The following is an 18,322-nucleotide window of genomic DNA, read 5'->3' as shown; positions in this document are numbered from 1 at the left end:
CCTGTCGGACTTGACGCTGCCCTACTGCGGACGGCCAAGTCCGACAGGCTCCTAGCGCTGCAGGATCAGGTTGTTGAACAACAGATCATCCACCAACGGCATGCCCTCTTCCTGAGCGAGCACGGCCTGCACTTGTTTGAGCGCCTCCTGCCGCAAGGTTTCCTTGGCATTCGGCGCGTTCAACGCCTCCTCCGTCTGCTGGGCGAAGAGCATCACCAACTGATTACGGATCAACGGCTCGTGGTACCTGACCTTGCTCTCGGCCTCGCTACCACTGACGCGCAAAGCGATATCGGCCTTGTAGAATTTCAGTTTGGGCCCAGCGCCGAAGTTGCCGACCAACGCCGGCACCAGACTGAAGTACGCGACCTGAGTAGCGGCCTGCTCGCCCTCCTTCGGTTCATCCTCCTCGGCCAGGGCGGCAAGGGGCATAGATAAAGCCAGCAGCAGAGCGATCCAAGTTTTCACGTAAGCAGTTCCTCACAAGAGAGAGCGCTAGCATAGCCATTGGCACGCCCGCACCCAAGCCCGATGCTTATACGGCCCTATCAGGGCCGACCATGCTCGTTGACCACCCACGCCGCCCACCTACACTGCGGGGTCATACCCGCGAGAGGACATCCGCCGATGAAAGCCGTGTTGTGCAAAGCCTTCGGCCCTGCCGAAACCCTGGTACTGGAAGAGACCGCCAGCCCCGAAGCGAAGAAGAACGAGATCCTTCTCGACGTGCACGCTGCCGGAGTCAACTTTCCGGACACCCTGATCATCGAGGGCAAATACCAGTTCAAACCACCTTTTCCCTTCTCTCCGGGTGGCGAGGCGGCCGGCGTGGTGGCAGCGGTCGGGGAGAAGGTCAGCCATGTCAAGGTCGGTGAACGGGTGATGGCCCTGACCGGCTGGGGCAGCTTCGCCGAACAAGTGGCCGTGCCGGGGTACAACGTCATGCCGATCCCCGCAAGCATGGACTTCACCAGTGCCGCCGCGTTCGGCATGACCTACGGCACCTCGATGCACGCCCTCAAACAACGCGCCAACTTGCAGCCAGGCGAGACCCTGCTGGTCCTGGGCGCATCAGGTGGGGTCGGCCTGGCTGCCGTGGAAATTGGCAAGGCCATGGGCGCCAAGGTGATCGCCGCGGCCAGCAGCGCCGAAAAACTGGAAGTGGCCAAGGCCGCAGGTGCCGATGAGCTGATCAACTACAGCGAACAGAGCCTCAAGGACGAGGTGAAACGTCTCACCGGCGGCCAAGGCGCGGATGTGATCTACGATCCGGTCGGTGGCGACCTGTTCGATCAGGCCATCCGCGCTATTGCCTGGAACGGTCGGCTGCTGGTGGTAGGCTTCGCCAGCGGGCGCATCCCCGAACTGCCGGTGAATCTGGCCTTGCTCAAGGGCGCAGCCGTGGTCGGCGTATTCTGGGGCTCATTCGCCCAGCGCCAGCCTCAGGACAACCTGGCAAACTTTCAGCAGTTATTCGCCTGGCATGCCGCAGGCCAGCTCAAGCCCTTGGTATCCCAAACGTTCCCACTGGCGCAGGCCGCCGAGGCGATCAACGCCCTCGGTCAACGCAAAGCGGTCGGCAAGGTAGTGGTGCAAGTCCGCTAAGCGGACCGTCGAGCCGTCCACGGGCGGCTCGACACGCCGGGCAAGCTGTCCCTTCGGCCACTGGTGAGCCCTCAGGGGCGGGTCGATACTGTCTCTTTAATTCATCGACAGGAGACGCCCATGTACTGCGTGACCGTGATCTACCCCCGCGCCGAAGATGGCCACTTCGATTTCGACTACTACCGTAACCAGCACATTCCGCACATCCTCAAACTGCTCGGCGACAATGTTCAGCGCGTGGAACTGCGCCGTGGGTTACAGGCGGTGGACGGTACGCCAGCACCCTTCCACTGCCTGCTCAACACCCACATTCTCTCGGCCGAACAGTTCCAGAGCGTCATGGCCGCCAATGCCGACTGGGTCGCCAACGACATCCCGCGCTACACCAATCTGCAACCGATCATCCAGATCGACGAGATTCTCTAGTCAGCCCGCCGAGTATGTCCCTCTCAAGCCGAGCGGCCTAAATTGCCGCTCGGCCGTTCCACTGCAGACTCTACTGGCCTGATATCCCGCCCTGTTGCGCCTGAGCTCTGAGTCGCGGTTATCAAGCGTGCTCCCAGGAAAACCGGCAGCCAAATCTTCAGCCACAGCGCTCCGCGCAGCTGAAAGCGCATTACTGGCCAGGTCAGGTCTAGATTTATTTATCTATAGCTAAATAAATTGACTACCATTGTGGCACCCGTCAAGAAATTGCAATGAACTCCATGAAAAATACCCCCCCACCGCCCAAGCGTGGACGCCCGCGACAGTTCGACCGGGAGCAGGCCCTGCACAAAGCCCTGACTTTGTTCTGGAGCCATGGCTACGAAGGCACCTCGATTGCCGAACTGGTCGACGCATTGGGTATCGCCCCACCCAGCCTATACGCCGCATTCGGCTCCAAAGAGCAATTGTTTCTCGAGGCCCTGCGCTTATATCTGCAGGGACCGGGCAATTTCGTTGCCCGTGCCCTCGAAGAAGAACCGAGCGGCCAAGGCTTTGCGCGTCGCGTACTGCTGGACGCAGCACGCGAGTTCGCCAGCGGCAGCCACCCTCCCGGCTGCATGATCGCCACCGGTCTGGTGGCCAGCGCCAGTGCGCATCAGCCACTCGCCCAGGAACTCGCCGACCTGCGCACCCGTACCCGCGAGGTGCTCGCCCTGCGCTTCGATCAGGCCCAGGCGCTCGGCGAATTGCCTGCTAGCAGCCAACCGGCGGCCATGGCCCGTTTCTATTCAGCGGTCATCCAAGGCATGGCCGTGCAGGCCCGCGATGGTGCGAATCAAACCGCCCTCACCGAGATTGCCGAACAAGCCCTCAGCCTCTGGCCCACCTCTGCGGCCTGAAACCTCGCCTGCCGCCCGGCAGGCGTTAGGTCCTGAAATACCCTGCAATGTACAGCCCCACCTCGAGCAATTAATTTAGTGATCGTTAGTTAAAGCGTACTGCCGCGCCTAACCGCACGCGCTTCCAGCCCGTCTCAAGACCACAAACGAGACCGGCAAAGCGCCTGCGTCGCACTGACTGCCATACCACTGACGGTTAAACAGAATATTGCTTGGGCGATGCCCTCGAGGGATTGAGCTATGTCGGTTAACAGAATGGTTATCGTTGGGGACCGCTTCGAACAGTTCGCCGGAAACCAGCAGGTGCTGACCATCAGTGCCGCCGAAACGCTGCTCGCGCAGAATCAGGTCGATCACAATGTGCGCTTACTGCTGGGCCAGGGGGTATCGCCCAGTCGCCTGGAAAACCTGATCAAGTTGGCTGAAAGCGAGAGAAAACGTCCACTGCTGGCATTCAATCGCCCGGAAAAAGCGGGCCGTAGTCACGCCCATAAACACGACCCACGCAACAGCATGATCAGCATGCCGCGCCGCGTCGGCCCCAGCAGTTTTCTTCTGGACGTATGGCTCGACGATGAATGCGCAGACCTCAGTGACCATATGACCGGTCAACACATCCAGGGCATGGTCTTGCTGGAAGCTACCCGCCAGGCGTTTCTCGCGGTTACCGAAGAGTTCTACCTCAAGGACGACCCCGCCAGCAGTTACTTCGTCATCAACCAGATGGACAGCGAATACCTGCAGTTTGTCTTTCCCTTGCCGATCAGCATCCTCTATGAAGTGGAGGAGCATGAACCGGGCAAACGCAACACTCATCGCTTCCAGGTGCGCATGTCGGTGATCCAGAACGAGAAGATCTGCTGCGTGGTGAAAACCCGCTTCTCCACTTACCACGACAGTTTTATCAGCACCAAGGAAGAGGGCATGGCCGTAACGGCACTGCAACACGAGCTCTATGCGGAGGCGCAGCATGAAAAGCGGGCCTGAAGTCGCACGCAGCTGCGCCTTTTTCGATGTCGATGGCACCCTGATCAGCATCAAGAGCATGTTCAGCTTTCTCGAGTTTCTGATCGACGAGCTACGCATCGGCGAGTCCGAGCGGGTCAAGGCGTATCGGGCCCAGCTGCAACAAATGATCGCCGAAGACGCGCCGCGCGAAGCGATCAACCGTTTCTATTACAGCCTCTACGCAGGCCTGGATGTCGAGCTGGTAGCGCGTCTCGGGCAGCAGTGGTATCGCCTGGTGCGCAGCCGCAAGGACTTGTTTTACCCACGCATGCTGGAGGAGATCCGCCGCCATCAGCAACAAGGGGTGCGCATAGTGCTGGTGTCCGGCTCGTTTCGCGCGATCCTTCAGCCTCTGGCCGATGAGCTGGGCATCGACGACCTAATCGCCGCTCCACTCGCGGTGCAACAGGGCTGCTACACCGGTGAGCTCACCGGCTTGCCCACCATAGGCCAGGGTAAAGCCGCAGGCATTCTCGCCTACGCACTTGAGCACCCCATCGACACGGCCGACTGCTACGCCTATGGCGACGATATTTCTGACATTCCCATGTTGGAAAGCGTGGGTAACCCCACCACCGTCAACCCAGACGACACCCTGCGCAGCATCTGTCAGCAACGGCGCTGGCCGATCATCGAAGCTGCCTGAGCAGCCGCGCATCGCCACGGCGTCCTCGGACGCCGTGGCAACTTCCCTCTGCCGCTCTACCCGGATTACTGAGCCCAAGTGCCCGGTCGGAGGATAACGCCCTGCGTCTTTGACTCCTGCCTACCTGTACGAGGGAACAGTGATGCGTCGCCGCGCGGCGCTATAGCCTTAATTCAGTCTTGGTAAGCGCGCCCTATGGCGCACCCGTCAATGGCCACAGCACTGGCCCCACGTTGAGAGAGCAAAATCATGAAAAGGATGTTGGCAGGCAAAATGGTTCCCGCGGTCGGCCTCGGCTGCATGGGCATGAGCGAGTTTTACGGCGAAACCGACGACACACAGTCCCTGGCCACCCTGGAGGCCGCTCTGGACCTGGGCTACCGCCACTTCGACACGTCCGACATGTATGGCAGCGGGCACAACGAAGAGCTGCTCGGCAAGTTCATCAAGCGCATCGGCGCCAAGCGCCAGGACGTGCTGATAGCGAGCAAGTTCGGCATCTACCGCGACCCGAGCGACAAGTACAAGCTGCTGATCGAGGGTTCGCGCGACTACGTGAAGAAGGCCTGCGAGGCCTCGCTGAAGCGTCTCAACGTCGAGCAGATCGACCTGTATTACGTACATCGTCGCGACCCCAACACCCCTATCGAGGAGACCGTCGGCGCCCTCGCCGAACTGGTCAAGGAAGGCAAGATCGGCGCCATCGGCCTGTCGGAAATGTCCCCCGAGACCCTGCGCAAGGCCCACGCAGTGCACCCCATCGCCGCGCTGCAGAGCGAGTACTCGCTGTGGTCGCGCGATCTCGAGCAAACCATGCTGCCGCTCTGCGAGCAGCTCGGCATCGCCCTGGTCGCCTACAGCCCGCTGGGCCGCGGCTTCCTCACCGGCAAGCTGGACAAGAATCAGATCCAGCAATCCGACGCCGCGGCCGACTTTCGCACCAAGCTGCCGCGCTTTCAGGGCGAAAACTTCGACCACAACCTGGAATTGGTCAAGACCCTGGAAAAAATGAGCGCCGAGTTGGGCTGTTCCACTGCGCAACTGGCCTTGGCCTGGCTACTGGACCAGTACGCCAACCTGCACGTGATCCCGGGCACCAAGCGCATTGCGTACCTGGAAGGCAACTTCTCGGCGCAGAACGTTCAGCTCGACGCGGCGGCCTCGGCCATGCTCGGCAAGATCTTCGACCCATCGGCCATCGCCGGCAAACGCTACCCCGACGCCATCCTCCAAGGCACCAATCTCTGACCAGGCGGCACCAGCCGGGCTGTTCGCAGCCCGGCTGATCGGTGCCACGCCCCCTGCATGGAAATCTGCGCGATGAAACAGGACGTATTGATCGTCGGCGGCGGTCCCACCGGCATGACCCTGGCGCTGCAACTGCACCGCTATGGCGTACCTTTTCGCATCATCGAGAAACGCCGGCCAGAACCCTCGCCCTCCAAGGCGCTGAGCATCAACCCGGCCTCGCTGCAGTTGCTCAATGACTTCGGCCTGGCCGAGTCCCTGGTCGAACTGGGCCACCAGACCGAAGTCATCAACCTGCTGTATAACAACCGCGCGCTGACGCGCTCGCGCTTCAGCCGCATGCAACACAAATACCCGTTCTTCCTGATGCTGCCGCAACCTGAAACCGAGCGGGTGCTGGAAGCACGGCTCAACAGCCTGGGCTACCAGATCGAACGCGACTGCGAGCTGCTCGACCTGGAGCAACACAGCGATCGAGTACGCGCGGCCCTACGCAATGGCGCCCAGCAAGAAACAGCAGAATTCGCCTACGTCGCCGGCTGCGATGGCGGCCTGAGCAAGGTGCGCGAGTCGCTGGGTCTGAGCTTCGAAGGCTACGACTACCGCATGCACTTCCTCCTCGCCGACCTGCGTATCCGCTGGCCGGGTCGCCAGGAGGAAGGTCACTACTTCGTCCGCGACGATGGCTTCCTGATCCTGCTGCCGCTGAAGAGCGGCTACCACCGCATCGTGATCAAGGCCGAAGCCGAGTGCCCGCCTGGATATAAGCCCAGCCTGGAAGAAGTTCGCGAGTACATCGCCCGTTACCAGATCGAAGGCCTGGAGGTCGAAGATCCCATCTGGCTGTCCAGCGCGCCGTTCTATAACCGCAGCGCGCCGACCTTCCAGCAGGGCCGGGTGTTTATCGCCGGCGACGCCGCGCACCTGTTCAGCCCGATCGGCGGCTTCGGCATGAACTCCGGAATCGCCGACGCCTTCAACCTCGGCTGGAAGCTCGGCTACTGCCTCAATGGTTGCGGCAGTGACGCGCTGCTAGACAGCTACAACGCCGAGCGTCATCTCAACACGGCAAAACTGCTCGGCAAGACCGACCGCTCCACCTCACTGATCGCGCGCCTGGATCGCCACCAGAGCAGCGACGAGCAGGCTTTCCTGCCGCGCATGCACAACCGCGACTTCCTGCGCCTGTTCCCCTGGGAGTCTTCCGGCCTGAATCTGGCCTATGGTCCGGCAGACGCCCCGCCTCTACCAGGCCAAGTATTGCAGCCAGGCCGCCAACTGCCCTATGTCGCCGACAACGGCGTCGGTGGCGACAGCCTGGCACTGCTCGGCGGCGGTCGTCACAGCCTGTTTCTGGTACCGCCGCGTGATGCCGCCGGCCTACACGCCTGCCTGGCACTGATCGCTCAAGTGCAACAGGTCTGCCAGGACCGCATCCGCGTGCGCCTGCTCACCGACGCCAGCCATGATCGCCTGGCCCTACCCAGCGAACTCTGCCTGCGTGACGAGCGACAACACCTGCGCCACGCCTACGCATTGGCCGAGGGCGACTTCGTATTGGTACGGCCTGACCTGTACGTCGCCCAGAGCGGCCAACTGCAGCACAGCGCCACACTGTGGGACCAGCTGCAGCGCTTGCATGACTTCGCTGCGCCGCCATCCCTCGAACGTCTGGCTGGTTGAGCGGAGTTGCCGATGAACCTTTCCCGCCTGCGCCCCCTGGGCCAGATCGAAACCGCCATGGCCGGCCTGCACGAGCAGGCCGGCACCACCCAGACCAGTAGCTTGCTGAGTCTCGACGGCCCGCTGGATGCAGCGCTGCTGCGCGCTGCCGCGGCGTTACTGTGGCAGCGCCACCCATTGCTGCAAGCCAGCATCCAGGAAGACGGCAAAGGCCTGTACTACGCCCGCAACGCACACCTGGATGACCTGCCGATTCGCAGCCTGACGCTGCCCGACATCGGCGATACCCTCGCGCAACTGGAACAGGAGCTCAACCACCCACTCGACCCCAGCCGCGGCCTGTGGAAACTGGCCCTGCTCAGCGAGTCCGGGCAGCACCAGCACCACCTGATCCTGACCTGCCATCACGCCATCGTCGATGCGCTCAGCCTGACTCTGCTACTCGGCGAGCTGCTGCAGTTTTGCCAGGCACTGTTGCACGAATCAGCAACACCACCGGACCTCAGCACGCTGGCGCCGGCCCTGGAGCACTTCCTCGGCGCACACGGCCCAGCCCCGCTGCCCAGCCACCTGCCGGCGCCGGCTTACCAGCAGCGGGTTCCACTGGAACAACGGCGCACCCGTGTGCAGGTTCTCAGCCTGGCCACACCCCAGCTGCAACGCCTGCAGCGCGATGCCCGCGCTGCAGACCTGAGCCTCAACGCGCTGCTCGGCGGCGCCCTGCTGCAGGCCTGCGAGGCGATTGGCCTGGGCCAGCAGATCCGCCTGAACAGTGCGATTTCATTGCGCCAACGCGCGGCCCAGCCCATCGCCAACGATCAGCTCGGCTGCTACATCGGCGTGGTCGGCTGCGACCTGCAGGTGAGCGGACGTTCCCTGCTGGCCTTGGCCCAGGATTACCAACAGCAATTGCAGCAGGCCTTGCAGCACGCCGATCGGGCCAATCCCGGCGCCAGCCTGGCGCAAGTGCGCCAGCGCTGCGCTCAGTTAATCCAGGCCGAAGGCTTCGTGCAGGGCGTCGCCCTGACCAACCACGGCCGCATCGCACTGCCGGAGACACCGGCCTTCGTGCTGCACGACTACCTCAACGTGGCCTGTCGCAGCGCCGGCAACTTTGCCGTCGCGGTGCATGCCACCACCTTCGCTGAACGACTCAATCTCAGTTTCACCTACGTCACTCCGCTGATCGACAGCGCGCGCATCGTCGCGCTGATCGAGCACCAGCAGCACCGCTTGCTGACGTTCGGCGCCCGCCAGGAAGAGCTCTGCCATGCACATTAATTACCTGCCCCTCGCCGCCGGCCGGCTGCGCTACCTGGACAATCAGGGCAGCGGTCCGTTGCTGCTGTTCTGTCACGGTAACTCCTCGGCCGCCGCAGCCTTCAGCGCTCAGTTCGATGAGCTGGGCGAGCGCTACCGGATCATTGCCCTGGACTTTCTCGGCCACGGCGGCTCGGAACCCGCACGCAATCCCGAACAGGCTTACAGCTTCGCCGGCTTCGCCCAGTCGCTGGTCGAGGCCGTCGAGCTGCTCAGCCTGGATCAGTACTTCGTCGTCGGCCACAGCCTCGGCGGGCATGCCGCCCTGGAAGCCCTGCCGCGCCTGCATGGCCTGCTGGGCTTGGTGCTGGTGGCCGCGCCGCCGTTCAACGCCAACACGGCCGGGCAGACCTTCAGCCCGGACCCGAGCGACGGCCTGGTGTTCCAGGCCGAACTGGACCTGCAGCAGGTCGGTCGCCTGGCCGCCGCCTTCGTCAACTCAGCGCGCCTCTCGGAGCCCCTGTTGGCGCTGGTCGAAGCCGGTATCCACGCCACCGACCCGCAAGTACGCAGCCAACTGGGCGCCTGCCTGGGCGCCGGGGGCTTCGCCGACGAGTGCCAGCTGCTGCGTGACAGCGCGGTGCCAACCTTACTGCTGCAAGGTCAGGCCGATGGCTTCATCGATTGGCAGTATTGCGCGGCCGCCGACAGCTTCGTCGGCTGCAACCTGAGCGTCGGCCTGTTCGAGGATTGCGGGCACAACCCGCACCTCGAGCAACCGCAGCGCTTCAACGACCTGCTCGACAGCTTCGTCGCGCACACATTAAGGAAAATGTCATGAAAGCCATCGTCATCAAGCGTTTTGGCCCTGCGGATGTCTTCGAGGAAATGGAGCTCCCCACCCCACAAGTCGGCGCCCAGCAAGTACTGGTAAAAGTCGAGGCGACTGCGGTCAACCCCCTGGACTTCAAGCTGCGTCGCGGCGATCTGCCGGGTTTCACCCATGATTTTCCGGCCATTCTGCACAGCGACTTCGCCGGCACCCTGGTGGAAGTCGGCCCAGGTGTCAGCGACCTCAAGGTGGGTGATCGGGTGTATGGCTGCGCCGGTGGCGTGCGTGGCCGGCAAGGCGCCCTGGCCGAGTACATGGTCGCCGACGCCGCGTTGGTCGCACGCCAACCGAGCCGGATCAGCGCGACCGAAGCGGCCACCTTGCCGCTGGTGGCCATCACCGCCTGGGAAGGCCTGATCGACCGTGTGGAAATTCGTCCGGGCCAGCGCGTGCTGGTGCATGCCGGCACGGGCGGGGTCGGCCATGTCGCCGCGCAACTGGCCAAATGGCGCGGCGCGCAGGTGTTCACCACGGTCAGTTCGGAGAAAAAGGCCGAACTGTCGCGCCTGTACGGCGCCGACGTGACCATCAACTACCGCGAGCAGAGTGTTGCCGCCTATGTGCAAAGCTGCACCCAGGGTGAAGGCTTCGATGTAGTGGTCGATACCGTCGGCGGCGAGGTGCTGCAGAACAGCCTGGAGGCCACCAAGGTCGGCGGCCATGTGATTACTACTCTGGCCATGGGCAACCTCGACATCACTCAGGCCTGGGCACGCAAGCTGTCGCTGCACTGCGTGAACATGTCCTGGCCGATGGCCAGTGGCGTAGGCATGGAGCACCACGGTTTCATTCTGCGCGAGGTGGCGCGCCTGGTCGATGAAGGGCTGCTGTCGCCGCTGCTCGACCCGCAGCGCTTCAGCTTTAGCGAGGTCAACCTGGCCCACGCCCACGCCGAAGCTGGCGCGGCACTGGGCAAGGTGAGCATCAGCCGCGCATAAGCCCCCCTTGCAGCAAGGAAGCTGAGCATGTCCAGTCCCCGCCTCAATTCGCACGCCTTGGCGCTGAGTGTCAGCGCCTACCTGCTGTGGGCATCGGCCGCGCTGCTGTTCAAGCAACTCGAGCACCTGCCGGCGTGGCTGGTACTGGCGCAACGCATTCTCTGGTCGTTGCTGTTCTGCGGGTTGATCTTACTGCTCTACCGAGGCCGGACCGCCCTGGCCGAGTTGGGCGCCCTGTTGCGCACACCTCGGCAACTGGCCTGGCTGCCACTGAGCAGCCTGCTGATCGCCAGCAACTGGTTCATGGTGATCTGGGCCGTGGGCGCCGGTCGGTTACAGGACGCAAGCCTGGGCTACTACCTCGCCCCGGCGCTCAGCCTGTTACTGGCCAAGTGCCTGTTTCACGAACCCTGGCGCACTGGCGAGCCGCTGTGCGTCAGTCTCTGCGTGCTCGGCGCCGGCTTGATCGCCTTGGCCGGAGGGCTGCAACACGTGCCCTGGATCGGCCTGCTGATTGCGCTGACCTTCGCCCTCTACACTGCGCTGAAAAAAGCCGTGGGTATGCCGCCACTTGCGGGCCTGACCCTGGAAACCACAGTGGCGGCCATCCCCGCGACCCTCTACCTGCTGATCGAAAGCGAGCAAAGCACTGCCCTCTCCAGCGGCGACCTGCAGCTGCTGGTGGCCATCGGGCTGGTGACCACCTTACCGATGCTGTTCTACGTGATGTCCCTGCGCCACCTGCCGCTGACCACCGTGGGCAACCTGCAATACCTCAACCCCAGCTTGATGTTTCTTCTCGCCGTGCTGGTTTTCCAGGAAAACCTGAACGCTCTGAAATTGGCCGGCTTCAGCCTGATCTGGGTCGCCCTGCTGTACCAACTGCTCAAACCCACCCCTCCAGAGGCAGCCGTATCGCCTGCAAAAAAACTCAGTCATCCGGAACACTGATATGCACGCGTATTACCCAGACCCCGCACTCAACAACGCCCCACCTCACCTCTGCGACTGGAACCGACTGGCCCTGATGCCGAGCTTTTCCGGTGTCGTCGCGCATGCTTTCGATGCCCTGGTGCACAGCTGCAGCAGCCAGGAAGAAGTGACTCAGGGGCTCAATGCCATGGCTCAGAGCAGGGTCACCGACGTCCTGCTGAATCTCGAGCCGTCTGGTGCTCCCCAGGAACTGCTGCACCTGCTGCAGCGTCACCAGGCCCCGGTGCGCATCTGGTTCAACCTGCCAACATCGCCGAATTGGCAGGAGCAGCAACTGCTCGACCTGACTACCGGCCACCCCCATTGCGGCCTGAACTTGCAGGTGGATCTGGCTGACTGCGCTGCTACCCGCCTGCACAGCGAGTTGCAGCGACTTGAGAGCGTTTGCCAGCTAGGCAGACGTCTCGGCTGGCCCCTGCGGCTGACCTTGAGCCGAATCGCCACCGCCTCCCACGAACAGTTACAGCTGTGCCGGACCTTCGCCCTGCAGCAGCAGTTCGCCCGCCTGACCCTGAGCGACGAAGCCTCACAGCTGACCGCGCTGGGCGTGTGCAATATCTTCGCCGCACTCCAGAGCCAGGCCCCGAGCATGGCCGCAGTCGGTCCGCAGCTGGAGTTTCTCGCCGGAAATGCCCACGGCCAGGGACTGGCCAATGTTATCGCCGCCTTAAAAAGTGGCGCCAGCCACATCCATTGCAGCCTGGCCGGCTGCCTCGAACAGGATCAGCCGCCGCCTCTGGTGGCCGTGCTCGAACAATTTTCCCTGCCCGCCGCACAACAGGCCGGCTTGAACCGCTACCGGGATTTCCTCAGTCAGCGCGACGGCTTGGCCTACCGCAGCCTTGACACTAGCGCCGAGTCACGCCGAGCCCTGGCATCGCCTGCCGACCAACCGAGCCCCACAGCCCTGAGTGGCGATGACCTGCGATTTGTCTTCCGCGTGAGCAGTGACGATTGGCATGTGCGTCTGTGCATCGAAGTCGGCGACACCGAGCTGGACCTGGGCGAGCGGGTACACCATTACCTGCTGCTGTTACTGGCCCGTGAGTATTGTCAGCAGCAGCAGACACAGATCCAGCGTAAGGATCTTCACCCGAGTGAGATCGACCCCCTCAGCCTAGGCTGGCTCGAGCGCGAAGAACTGCACCGCATGATTGGCGACAACGAGGCGCAATTCAACGTGAAGCTGTGCCGGGCGGTTAAACAGATCGGTCACGCCTTGCAGTCGGTCGGACTCGACAGCTTCAAACCCATCTCTACCCGAGTCGGCAGCATTCGCCTGGACGTAGCCAACTTTTTGATTTTCAAGGATTCGAAACTGCAGCTCGAGGTCCGTGACTGGTCGCTGCTGACGCCCGAGCAAGGCCTGTGACAACCGCCTTCAGCCCTCTGCAACGCGCTGAAAGCCACTGAAATAGCCCGGTACGGCGCGCCTATCTACTATCGATTTGCAGCACTCTTCTCTGCCCCCTAACCGCCAGCGCATTAAGGACAATTTGTGAGCAAACCCTTTCGCACCGCCTTGTTGATCTCCGCACTCAGTGCGTCTTGCCTGGTACAGGCCGACAGTAAACCAGCCGAGCAGAAGCACGCGGCGAACGGCCTCGGTCATCTCGCTCCGATCAGCGCGAGCATGATCAAGCAAAGCGCCTATTTCGAGGCCAATCAGGTGGTTCGGCGTTTTTTCCTGTGCATCCCCGAAGCCTCAAACCATAAGCTGCAACCCGGCGTTCTCGAGGAGGTGGAGAAATGCTTCGACGAAACCGTCGACGAAAACATTGAAATCGATATCGGCGGCAAGCGCTCTCGTGGTCGCGCCGCCGCACTGGCAATCGCCACTCAGGGTCTGGCCAGCATTCGCCAGAACGCCATCTTCTCCCTCTCGGCGCCCTATATCAGCCAGTACCAGAGCGGCCGCCGAGTAGGTACCGGCAGTATTGCCCTGAACTTCAACGTGCTGGTACACCAGGAAATCACCTCGCTATCCAGCGAGCCGCAGCCCTTCGACCCCACGCCAGGCCCGCAGTTGTTCGTCAGCAACAACACCCTGGGGCTGATGGCCTCGGCTCCTGGGGAGTGGAAAATCACCCTGTTGAAAGTCAACCCACTGCTGACTCAACTCAGCCCAAATATCGTCTTCAACACGCCGTTCCCGAGCTACCCGATCAACCCGCGGCACGTGCAGTAACGCGACTGCTAACGCCTGCACAGCGAAGGCGACGGCCTGCCGGTCGTCGCCTACCCCCGTGGCACGCCCCCTCGCCAACTGCCCTTTCAGACAGCTGCCGGCAGACCGCCCCTCTCCTACAGTGCCCCCTCCAATCGCCACACTTCGAGAGGCCTGGGTTATGCGCGAAAGCCGCCCCATCCCACCGCTGCTGACCCTGGGTCGGGAGTTGCCCAACCTGCACGCGTTTCAGCGTCTGCGCGAGGCCGTTTTCGCTCGCGAACTGCGCTGGGTACGCGAGAGTGCCACAGGGCTGGAACACGACAGCTTCGACGCCGACAGCGTGCATGTGGCCGTCAGTCATGGCTGGCATGCCGCCGGCTATCTGCGCATCACCCCACAAGGTGCGCCCTGGATGTTGCAGCAATGCTTCGACTTCCTGCTCGACCCGCACCAGCAGGCAGCGGTGTGCTGCAACAGCATGGAGGTCTCGCGCCTGGCCGTCGCACGCGAATACCGGGGGCGACGGATGCTCGGGCGCTTCGGCGTGTTCGACCTGCTGATCAAGGGACTGGTGCAGCACTCGCAGCAGAGCGCGGTGCGCTATTGGTGGGTAGTGGTCGCCGAGCCGATTTATCGCCTGTTGCTGAGTAAAGGCTTGCCCTGCACCCGACTGGGGCCGATCGTACGGATGCCTGACGGCGTAGAGACCCTGGCCGTACGCATCGACCTGCACGCCTTCCTCAACTACGCCGACCCCTTCTATAGCGATCAACCGTTGCAGGCGCTCGGCTAGCCGGCGATTACACCCTGGCCTTGAGCGGCGTACACCAACCTCAAAGCGTTTGCTACAGACTCGAAATGAACCCCGCACTAATGCTCATGTGTACCCGGCGCAGATGCAGCATGCGGCAATGTTTAGGTCTCGCTCGCCTCGTCGCCTAAAAAGTCAGCACGCCATAGTGCATGGCCTTGGCGATGGCCTGGGAGCGATTGATGACGTCGAGCTTGCGAAAGATATTGCCGAAGTGAAACTTCACCGTTCGCTCGGAAATACTGAGGATATGCGAGATATCCCAATTGCTCTTGCCCTCCTTGGCCCACTGCAACACTTCCAGTTCACGCCGGGATATATCGGGCGCCATCAGGCTGCAACGATTCAGCTCGCCTGGTCGGTTGAAGATCTCGTGCAGATGCGGCACCAGGTAATCCAGCGCCCCGACATATTCCTCGGCCGGCAAACTGTCCGGCAGCACCATGGAAATCAAGGTCGAACCCTTGTTTCCCCGGCCATTCGCCGCACAGGCCAAGCCATTGCTGCCCAGAAAGCCCCGCGACAGCTTGTGAAACTCTGCCGTGGGCTGTTGGCTGCGACCAAAACTGTCCTGCCAGACAAAAGCCTGATCCTGGCACTGCGCTTGCAAAAGCACTGGGTCCTGCAACTGGAAGGAGCGGCGAAAATACAGCTCGATCCATTCCTCGCTGTAGCCGTAATTGATCAGCTGTCGGCTCTCGCTCAGGTCGAGCGTGTGGATATTGTTCAAGCAGACAACCAGGGAGGAGAACGGAATGATACTGCGCGCCAGGGCAATCACCTGGTCGACTTCATCCCTGTTGCTGCTGGCTTTGATACAGAGCTGTGCCAGCTCCAACAGTTTCACCAAGTCATTACGAGAGTGGAAGGTGCTAGCCATAACATCCATGCCTCCAGCGAACTCCACGCACAACTAGATAGCGTCCATTAACTGCAGGGCACCAGCATGGTGCATGTAACGGTTGTGATCAGCAGCTTACCTACTGCAAAAACGATCCTATAGCCGCCTTCTGGTCGATTCAATAATTATTTATCGATCGATACACATATAGCGAAAAACACGATGCCGCGCACACTTTTCCCCATCACACAGCAGCCGACGGTGGGCACGCTCTGGTCACGGGTTCGTTATGCCGGAGTGTTATGTCAGGAAGTGGGGCGTGCGTCCGCTTAGCGCGATAAATTCAGGCGCGGATGCCCGAACCCCAGGAGTCGGCGCCGCTGTTCAACGGCGCCGAGCAGGGATGAACAAGCGCAATTCGGGCTGCACAACGCGACAACCCAGTCGGCCTACCCCTAGCAGTTACTGGCGCGGCGCGTAGGCGAAGACATCGGCGCGCATCTGATGTGCATCCATACCGGCCTCGACCAGAGCATCCAGAGTGGCATAGATCATTGACGGCGAGCCGCTGGCGTAAACATGCAACGCACTGAGGTCGGCAAAGTCGGCACTTACCGCCTCATGCAACAGACCACAGCGTCCCTCCCAGACACAGGCCTCGCTGACTACCCGGTGCAGCGAGAGGTTGGTCAACTGCTGCCATTCGCTCCAGTTCGGCAACTGGTAGAAATCGTCCGGGCGCCGCACCCCCCAGTACAAGTGCACGGGATGGGCGAATCCGCTAACCCGGCAATGCTCGATCAGGCTGTTCATCTGCGCCATACCGGTACCGGCGGCGATCAAGACCAGTGGACCGTCTGGCAATTCGGCCAGGTGCGTATCGCCGAACGGCAGTTGCACGCGCGCGAAGCCTTGGCGACGGAGGAAGTCGAGCAGCGCCAGAGACGACGCGTCGCGCGCCAGGATATGCAGCTCCAGCTCGCGCCCGGCATGCGGCGCCGAGGCCAGGGAAAACGCCGAAAACTCGCCGTCCTCGCGCTGCAACAGCAGGTACTGTCCGGCGTGGTAGCGCGGCAGCTTACCGGCCGGCGCGTGCAGACGCACACGCCAGACATCGCCACCGACTTCGACGCATTCGAGCAGTTGGCACGCCAACTCCCGCACCGGCAACTCTCCCGGTGCCAGTACGCCGTCCCAATGCACCACGCAGTCTTCCAGCGGCTCGGCCAGGCAGGTAAACAGCTCACCATGCTCAATAGCCATACCGCTCTGCTGTACACGCCCTTCGAGCAGCAACGCCGCACAGATATGGCAGTTGCCGTTGCGACAGGCCTGCGGGCAGTCGAAGCCCTGGCGCCGCGCTGCATCGAGGATGCGTTCACCGGGCAACATCGCCAACACGGCACCCGAGGGTTGTAAGGTAACTTGCATCAATCGATTCCTAACTCTTGCCACAGCTCATCGACACGGCGCTTGACCGCTTCGTCCTGGACGATGACGCGGCCCCATTCCCGGCTGGTCTCGCCCGGCCACTTATGGGTGGCATCCAACCCCATCTTGGAGCCTAGCCCCGAGACCGGTGAGGCGAAATCCAGGTAGTCGATCGGGGTATTGTCGATCAACACCGTATCGCGCTTGGGGTCCATGCGCGTGGTGATGGCCCAGACCACGTCGTTCCAGTCGCGCGCATTGACGTCGTCATCGGTGACGATAACGAACTTGGTGTACATGAACTGTCGCAGAAACGACCAGACCCCGAGCATCACCCGCTTGGCATGGCCCGGGTACTGCTTCTTGATAGTCACCACCGCCATGCGGTACGAGCAGCCTTCCGGCGGCAGGTAGAAGTCGGTGATCTCGGGAAACTGCTTCTGCAGGATCGGCACGAATACTTCGTTCAGCGCCACGCCGAGGATTGCCGGCTCATCCGGTGGCCGACCGGTGTACGTGCTGTGGTAAATCGGTTTTTGCCGACGGGTGATGCGCTCGACGGTGAACACCGGGAAGCGATCGACCTCGTTGTAATAGCCGGTGTGGTCGCCATAGGGACCTTCATCGGCCATCTCGCCGGGATGGATCACCCCTTCCAGGACGATCTCGGCGCTGGCCGGAACCTGCAGCTCGCTGCCGCGGCACTTCACCAGTTCGGTCTTGTTGCCACGCAGCAGGCCGGCAAAGGCATATTCGGACAGGCTGTCCGGCACCGGCGTGACCGCGCCGAGAATGGTCGCCGGATCGGCGCCCAGGGCCACGGCCACCGGGTAGGGGCGATCCGGAAACTTCTCGCACCAGTCACGAAAATCCAGGGCGCCACCGCGGTGGCTCAACCAGCGCATGATCAGCTTGTTGCGACCGATCACCTGCTGGCGGTAGATACCGAGGTTCTGCCGCTCCTTGTTCGGGCCCTTGGTCACGGTCAGACCCCAGGTGATCAGCGGCGCGACATCGCCGGGCCAGCAAGTCTGTACCGGCAGCTTGCCCAGGTCGACGTCGTCGCCCTCCTCGATCACTTCCTGGCACGGCGCGTCCTTCAGCACCTTGGGCGCCATGGCCAGGACCTTCTTGAAGATCGGCAGCTTGGACCAGGCGTCTCTCAGGCCTTTCGGCGGCTCCGGCTCCTTGAGGAAGGCCAGCAGCTTGCCGATCTCGCGCAGTTCACTGACCGCTTCCGCGCCCATGCCCAGCGCCACCCGCTGCGGCGTGCCGAACAGGTTGCCGAGTACCGGCATGTCGAAGCCCGTGGGGTTTTCGAACAACAAGGCCGGGCCGCCCTTGCGCAGGGTGCGGTCGCAGATCTCGGTCATTTCCAACACCGGAGAGACCGCTGTTTGAATGCGTTTGAGCTCGCCGCGCTGTTCCAGGCCACGGATAAAATCGCGCAGATCGCGATACTGCATGC

At 62.4% G+C, this 18,322-nt stretch carries 18 protein-coding genes; 14 read left to right on the top strand and 4 right to left on the bottom strand.

Annotated features, from left to right (window positions below):
* Window positions 1-51: 51 nt before the first annotated feature.
* A complete protein-coding gene (locus TMS3_RS04310; RefSeq protein ID WP_025164023.1) occupies window positions 52-468 on the bottom strand; it encodes a flagellar basal body-associated protein FliL in 417 nt (138 codons plus the stop codon).
* Between the two features lie 159 nt (window positions 469-627).
* Here TMS3_RS04310 and TMS3_RS04305 point away from each other — a divergent pair, with 159 nt between their 5' ends.
* The 14 genes from TMS3_RS04305 (at window position 628) to TMS3_RS04240 (ending at window position 14,564) form a co-directional block, all read left to right on the top strand.
* A complete protein-coding gene (locus TMS3_RS04305; RefSeq protein WP_025164022.1) occupies window positions 628-1,605 on the top strand; it encodes an NADPH:quinone oxidoreductase family protein in 978 nt (325 codons plus the stop codon).
* A 120-nt stretch (window positions 1,606-1,725) separates the two neighbouring features.
* On the top strand, window positions 1,726-2,031 hold the full coding sequence (locus TMS3_RS04300; protein ID WP_025164021.1) for an EthD family reductase: 306 nt from the start codon (window positions 1,726-1,728) through the stop codon (window positions 2,029-2,031).
* Window positions 2,032-2,303: 272 nt separating this feature from the next.
* The gene (locus TMS3_RS04295) at window positions 2,304-2,933 is read left to right on the top strand and encodes a TetR/AcrR family transcriptional regulator (protein ID WP_025164020.1); all 630 of its coding nucleotides are present in this window, start codon (window positions 2,304-2,306) and stop codon (window positions 2,931-2,933) included.
* 240 nt (window positions 2,934-3,173) lie between these two features.
* The gene (locus tag TMS3_RS04290; RefSeq protein WP_083491700.1) at window positions 3,174-3,920 is read left to right on the top strand and encodes an AfsA-related hotdog domain-containing protein; all 747 of its coding nucleotides are present in this window, start codon (window positions 3,174-3,176) and stop codon (window positions 3,918-3,920) included.
* On the top strand, window positions 3,904-4,587 hold the full coding sequence (locus TMS3_RS04285) for an HAD family hydrolase (protein ID WP_025164018.1): 684 nt from the start codon (window positions 3,904-3,906) through the stop codon (window positions 4,585-4,587). Before TMS3_RS04290 ends, TMS3_RS04285 begins: the two co-directional genes overlap by 17 nt.
* A 249-nt stretch (window positions 4,588-4,836) precedes the next feature.
* On the top strand, window positions 4,837-5,835 hold the full coding sequence (locus tag TMS3_RS04280; RefSeq protein WP_200929595.1) for an aldo/keto reductase: 999 nt from the start codon (window positions 4,837-4,839) through the stop codon (window positions 5,833-5,835).
* A 72-nt stretch (window positions 5,836-5,907) separates the two neighbouring features.
* Window positions 5,908-7,518 (top strand): FAD-dependent monooxygenase, encoded by a 1,611-nt coding sequence (locus TMS3_RS04275; RefSeq protein ID WP_025164016.1) that lies wholly within the window; start codon window positions 5,908-5,910, stop codon window positions 7,516-7,518.
* A 12-nt stretch (window positions 7,519-7,530) separates the two neighbouring features.
* Window positions 7,531-8,799, top strand: a complete 1,269-nt coding sequence (locus TMS3_RS04270) for a condensation domain-containing protein (RefSeq protein ID WP_025164015.1) — start codon at window positions 7,531-7,533, stop codon at window positions 8,797-8,799.
* Window positions 8,789-9,619: an alpha/beta fold hydrolase gene (locus TMS3_RS04265; RefSeq protein ID WP_025164014.1), complete on the top strand. Its 831-nt coding sequence runs from the start codon at window positions 8,789-8,791 to the stop codon at window positions 9,617-9,619. Before TMS3_RS04270 ends, TMS3_RS04265 begins: the two co-directional genes overlap by 11 nt.
* Window positions 9,616-10,608, top strand: a complete 993-nt coding sequence (locus tag TMS3_RS04260) for a zinc-dependent alcohol dehydrogenase family protein (protein WP_025164013.1) — start codon at window positions 9,616-9,618, stop codon at window positions 10,606-10,608. Before TMS3_RS04265 ends, TMS3_RS04260 begins: the two co-directional genes overlap by 4 nt.
* Window positions 10,609-10,635: 27 nt before the next feature.
* On the top strand, window positions 10,636-11,559 hold the full coding sequence (rarD, locus tag TMS3_RS04255) for an EamA family transporter RarD (protein ID WP_025164012.1): 924 nt from the start codon (window positions 10,636-10,638) through the stop codon (window positions 11,557-11,559).
* A 1-nt stretch (window position 11,560) separates the two neighbouring features.
* On the top strand, window positions 11,561-12,973 hold the full coding sequence (locus tag TMS3_RS04250; protein ID WP_025164011.1) for a beta/alpha barrel domain-containing protein: 1,413 nt from the start codon (window positions 11,561-11,563) through the stop codon (window positions 12,971-12,973).
* A gap of 126 nt (window positions 12,974-13,099) precedes the next feature.
* Window positions 13,100-13,789: a hypothetical protein gene (locus TMS3_RS04245; protein WP_025164010.1), complete on the top strand. Its 690-nt coding sequence runs from the start codon at window positions 13,100-13,102 to the stop codon at window positions 13,787-13,789.
* Window positions 13,790-13,949: 160 nt separating this feature from the next.
* Window positions 13,950-14,564 (top strand): acyl-homoserine-lactone synthase, encoded by a 615-nt coding sequence (locus TMS3_RS04240; protein ID WP_025164009.1) that lies wholly within the window; start codon window positions 13,950-13,952, stop codon window positions 14,562-14,564.
* 145 nt (window positions 14,565-14,709) lie between these two features.
* On the opposite strand, the gene TMS3_RS04235 is transcribed toward TMS3_RS04240, so the two are convergent.
* From TMS3_RS04235 to ubiD, 3 genes are all read right to left on the bottom strand, one after another.
* A complete protein-coding gene (locus TMS3_RS04235) occupies window positions 14,710-15,462 on the bottom strand; it encodes a helix-turn-helix transcriptional regulator (protein WP_025164008.1) in 753 nt (250 codons plus the stop codon).
* 423 nt (window positions 15,463-15,885) lie between these two features.
* Complete coding sequence (locus tag TMS3_RS04230) at window positions 15,886-16,854, bottom strand: CDP-6-deoxy-delta-3,4-glucoseen reductase (protein ID WP_025164007.1); 969 nt, start codon at window positions 16,852-16,854, stop codon at window positions 15,886-15,888.
* Window positions 16,854-18,320 carry a 4-hydroxy-3-polyprenylbenzoate decarboxylase gene (gene ubiD / locus TMS3_RS04225; protein ID WP_025164006.1) on the bottom strand — a complete coding sequence of 489 codons (1,467 nt, stop codon included), beginning with the start codon at window positions 18,318-18,320 and terminating at the stop codon, window positions 16,854-16,856. Before ubiD ends, TMS3_RS04230 begins: the two co-directional genes overlap by 1 nt.
* Window positions 18,321-18,322 lie beyond the last annotated feature (2 nt).

The sequence above is a fragment of the Pseudomonas taeanensis MS-3 genome, from assembly GCF_000498575.2.
In the GTDB taxonomy this organism is placed as follows: domain Bacteria; phylum Pseudomonadota; class Gammaproteobacteria; order Pseudomonadales; family Pseudomonadaceae; genus Aquipseudomonas; species Aquipseudomonas taeanensis.
Note: the sequence above shows the minus strand (reverse complement) of the source record. Positions and strands in the feature narration are given on the sequence as shown.

Coding starts and splice junctions, on each gene's coding strand:
- TMS3_RS04305 (WP_025164022.1), top strand. CDS start 628: ATGAAAGCCGTGTTGTGCAAAGCCTTCGGCCCTGCCGAAACCCTGGTA.
- TMS3_RS04235 (WP_025164008.1), bottom strand. CDS start 15,462: ATGGCTAGCACCTTCCACTCTCGTAATGACTTGGTGAAACTGTTGGAG.
- TMS3_RS04265 (WP_025164014.1), top strand. CDS start 8,789: ATGCACATTAATTACCTGCCCCTCGCCGCCGGCCGGCTGCGCTACCTG.
- ubiD (WP_025164006.1), bottom strand. CDS start 18,320: ATGCAGTATCGCGATCTGCGCGATTTTATCCGTGGCCTGGAACAGCGC.
- TMS3_RS04290 (WP_083491700.1), top strand. CDS start 3,174: ATGTCGGTTAACAGAATGGTTATCGTTGGGGACCGCTTCGAACAGTTC.
- rarD (WP_025164012.1), top strand. CDS start 10,636: ATGTCCAGTCCCCGCCTCAATTCGCACGCCTTGGCGCTGAGTGTCAGC.
- TMS3_RS04250 (WP_025164011.1), top strand. CDS start 11,561: ATGCACGCGTATTACCCAGACCCCGCACTCAACAACGCCCCACCTCAC.
- TMS3_RS04300 (WP_025164021.1), top strand. CDS start 1,726: ATGTACTGCGTGACCGTGATCTACCCCCGCGCCGAAGATGGCCACTTC.
- TMS3_RS04280 (WP_200929595.1), top strand. CDS start 4,837: ATGAAAAGGATGTTGGCAGGCAAAATGGTTCCCGCGGTCGGCCTCGGC.
- TMS3_RS04275 (WP_025164016.1), top strand. CDS start 5,908: ATGAAACAGGACGTATTGATCGTCGGCGGCGGTCCCACCGGCATGACC.
- TMS3_RS04295 (WP_025164020.1), top strand. CDS start 2,304: ATGAACTCCATGAAAAATACCCCCCCACCGCCCAAGCGTGGACGCCCG.
- TMS3_RS04270 (WP_025164015.1), top strand. CDS start 7,531: ATGAACCTTTCCCGCCTGCGCCCCCTGGGCCAGATCGAAACCGCCATG.
- TMS3_RS04285 (WP_025164018.1), top strand. CDS start 3,904: ATGAAAAGCGGGCCTGAAGTCGCACGCAGCTGCGCCTTTTTCGATGTC.
- TMS3_RS04240 (WP_025164009.1), top strand. CDS start 13,950: ATGCGCGAAAGCCGCCCCATCCCACCGCTGCTGACCCTGGGTCGGGAG.
- TMS3_RS04230 (WP_025164007.1), bottom strand. CDS start 16,854: ATGCAAGTTACCTTACAACCCTCGGGTGCCGTGTTGGCGATGTTGCCC.
- TMS3_RS04260 (WP_025164013.1), top strand. CDS start 9,616: ATGAAAGCCATCGTCATCAAGCGTTTTGGCCCTGCGGATGTCTTCGAG.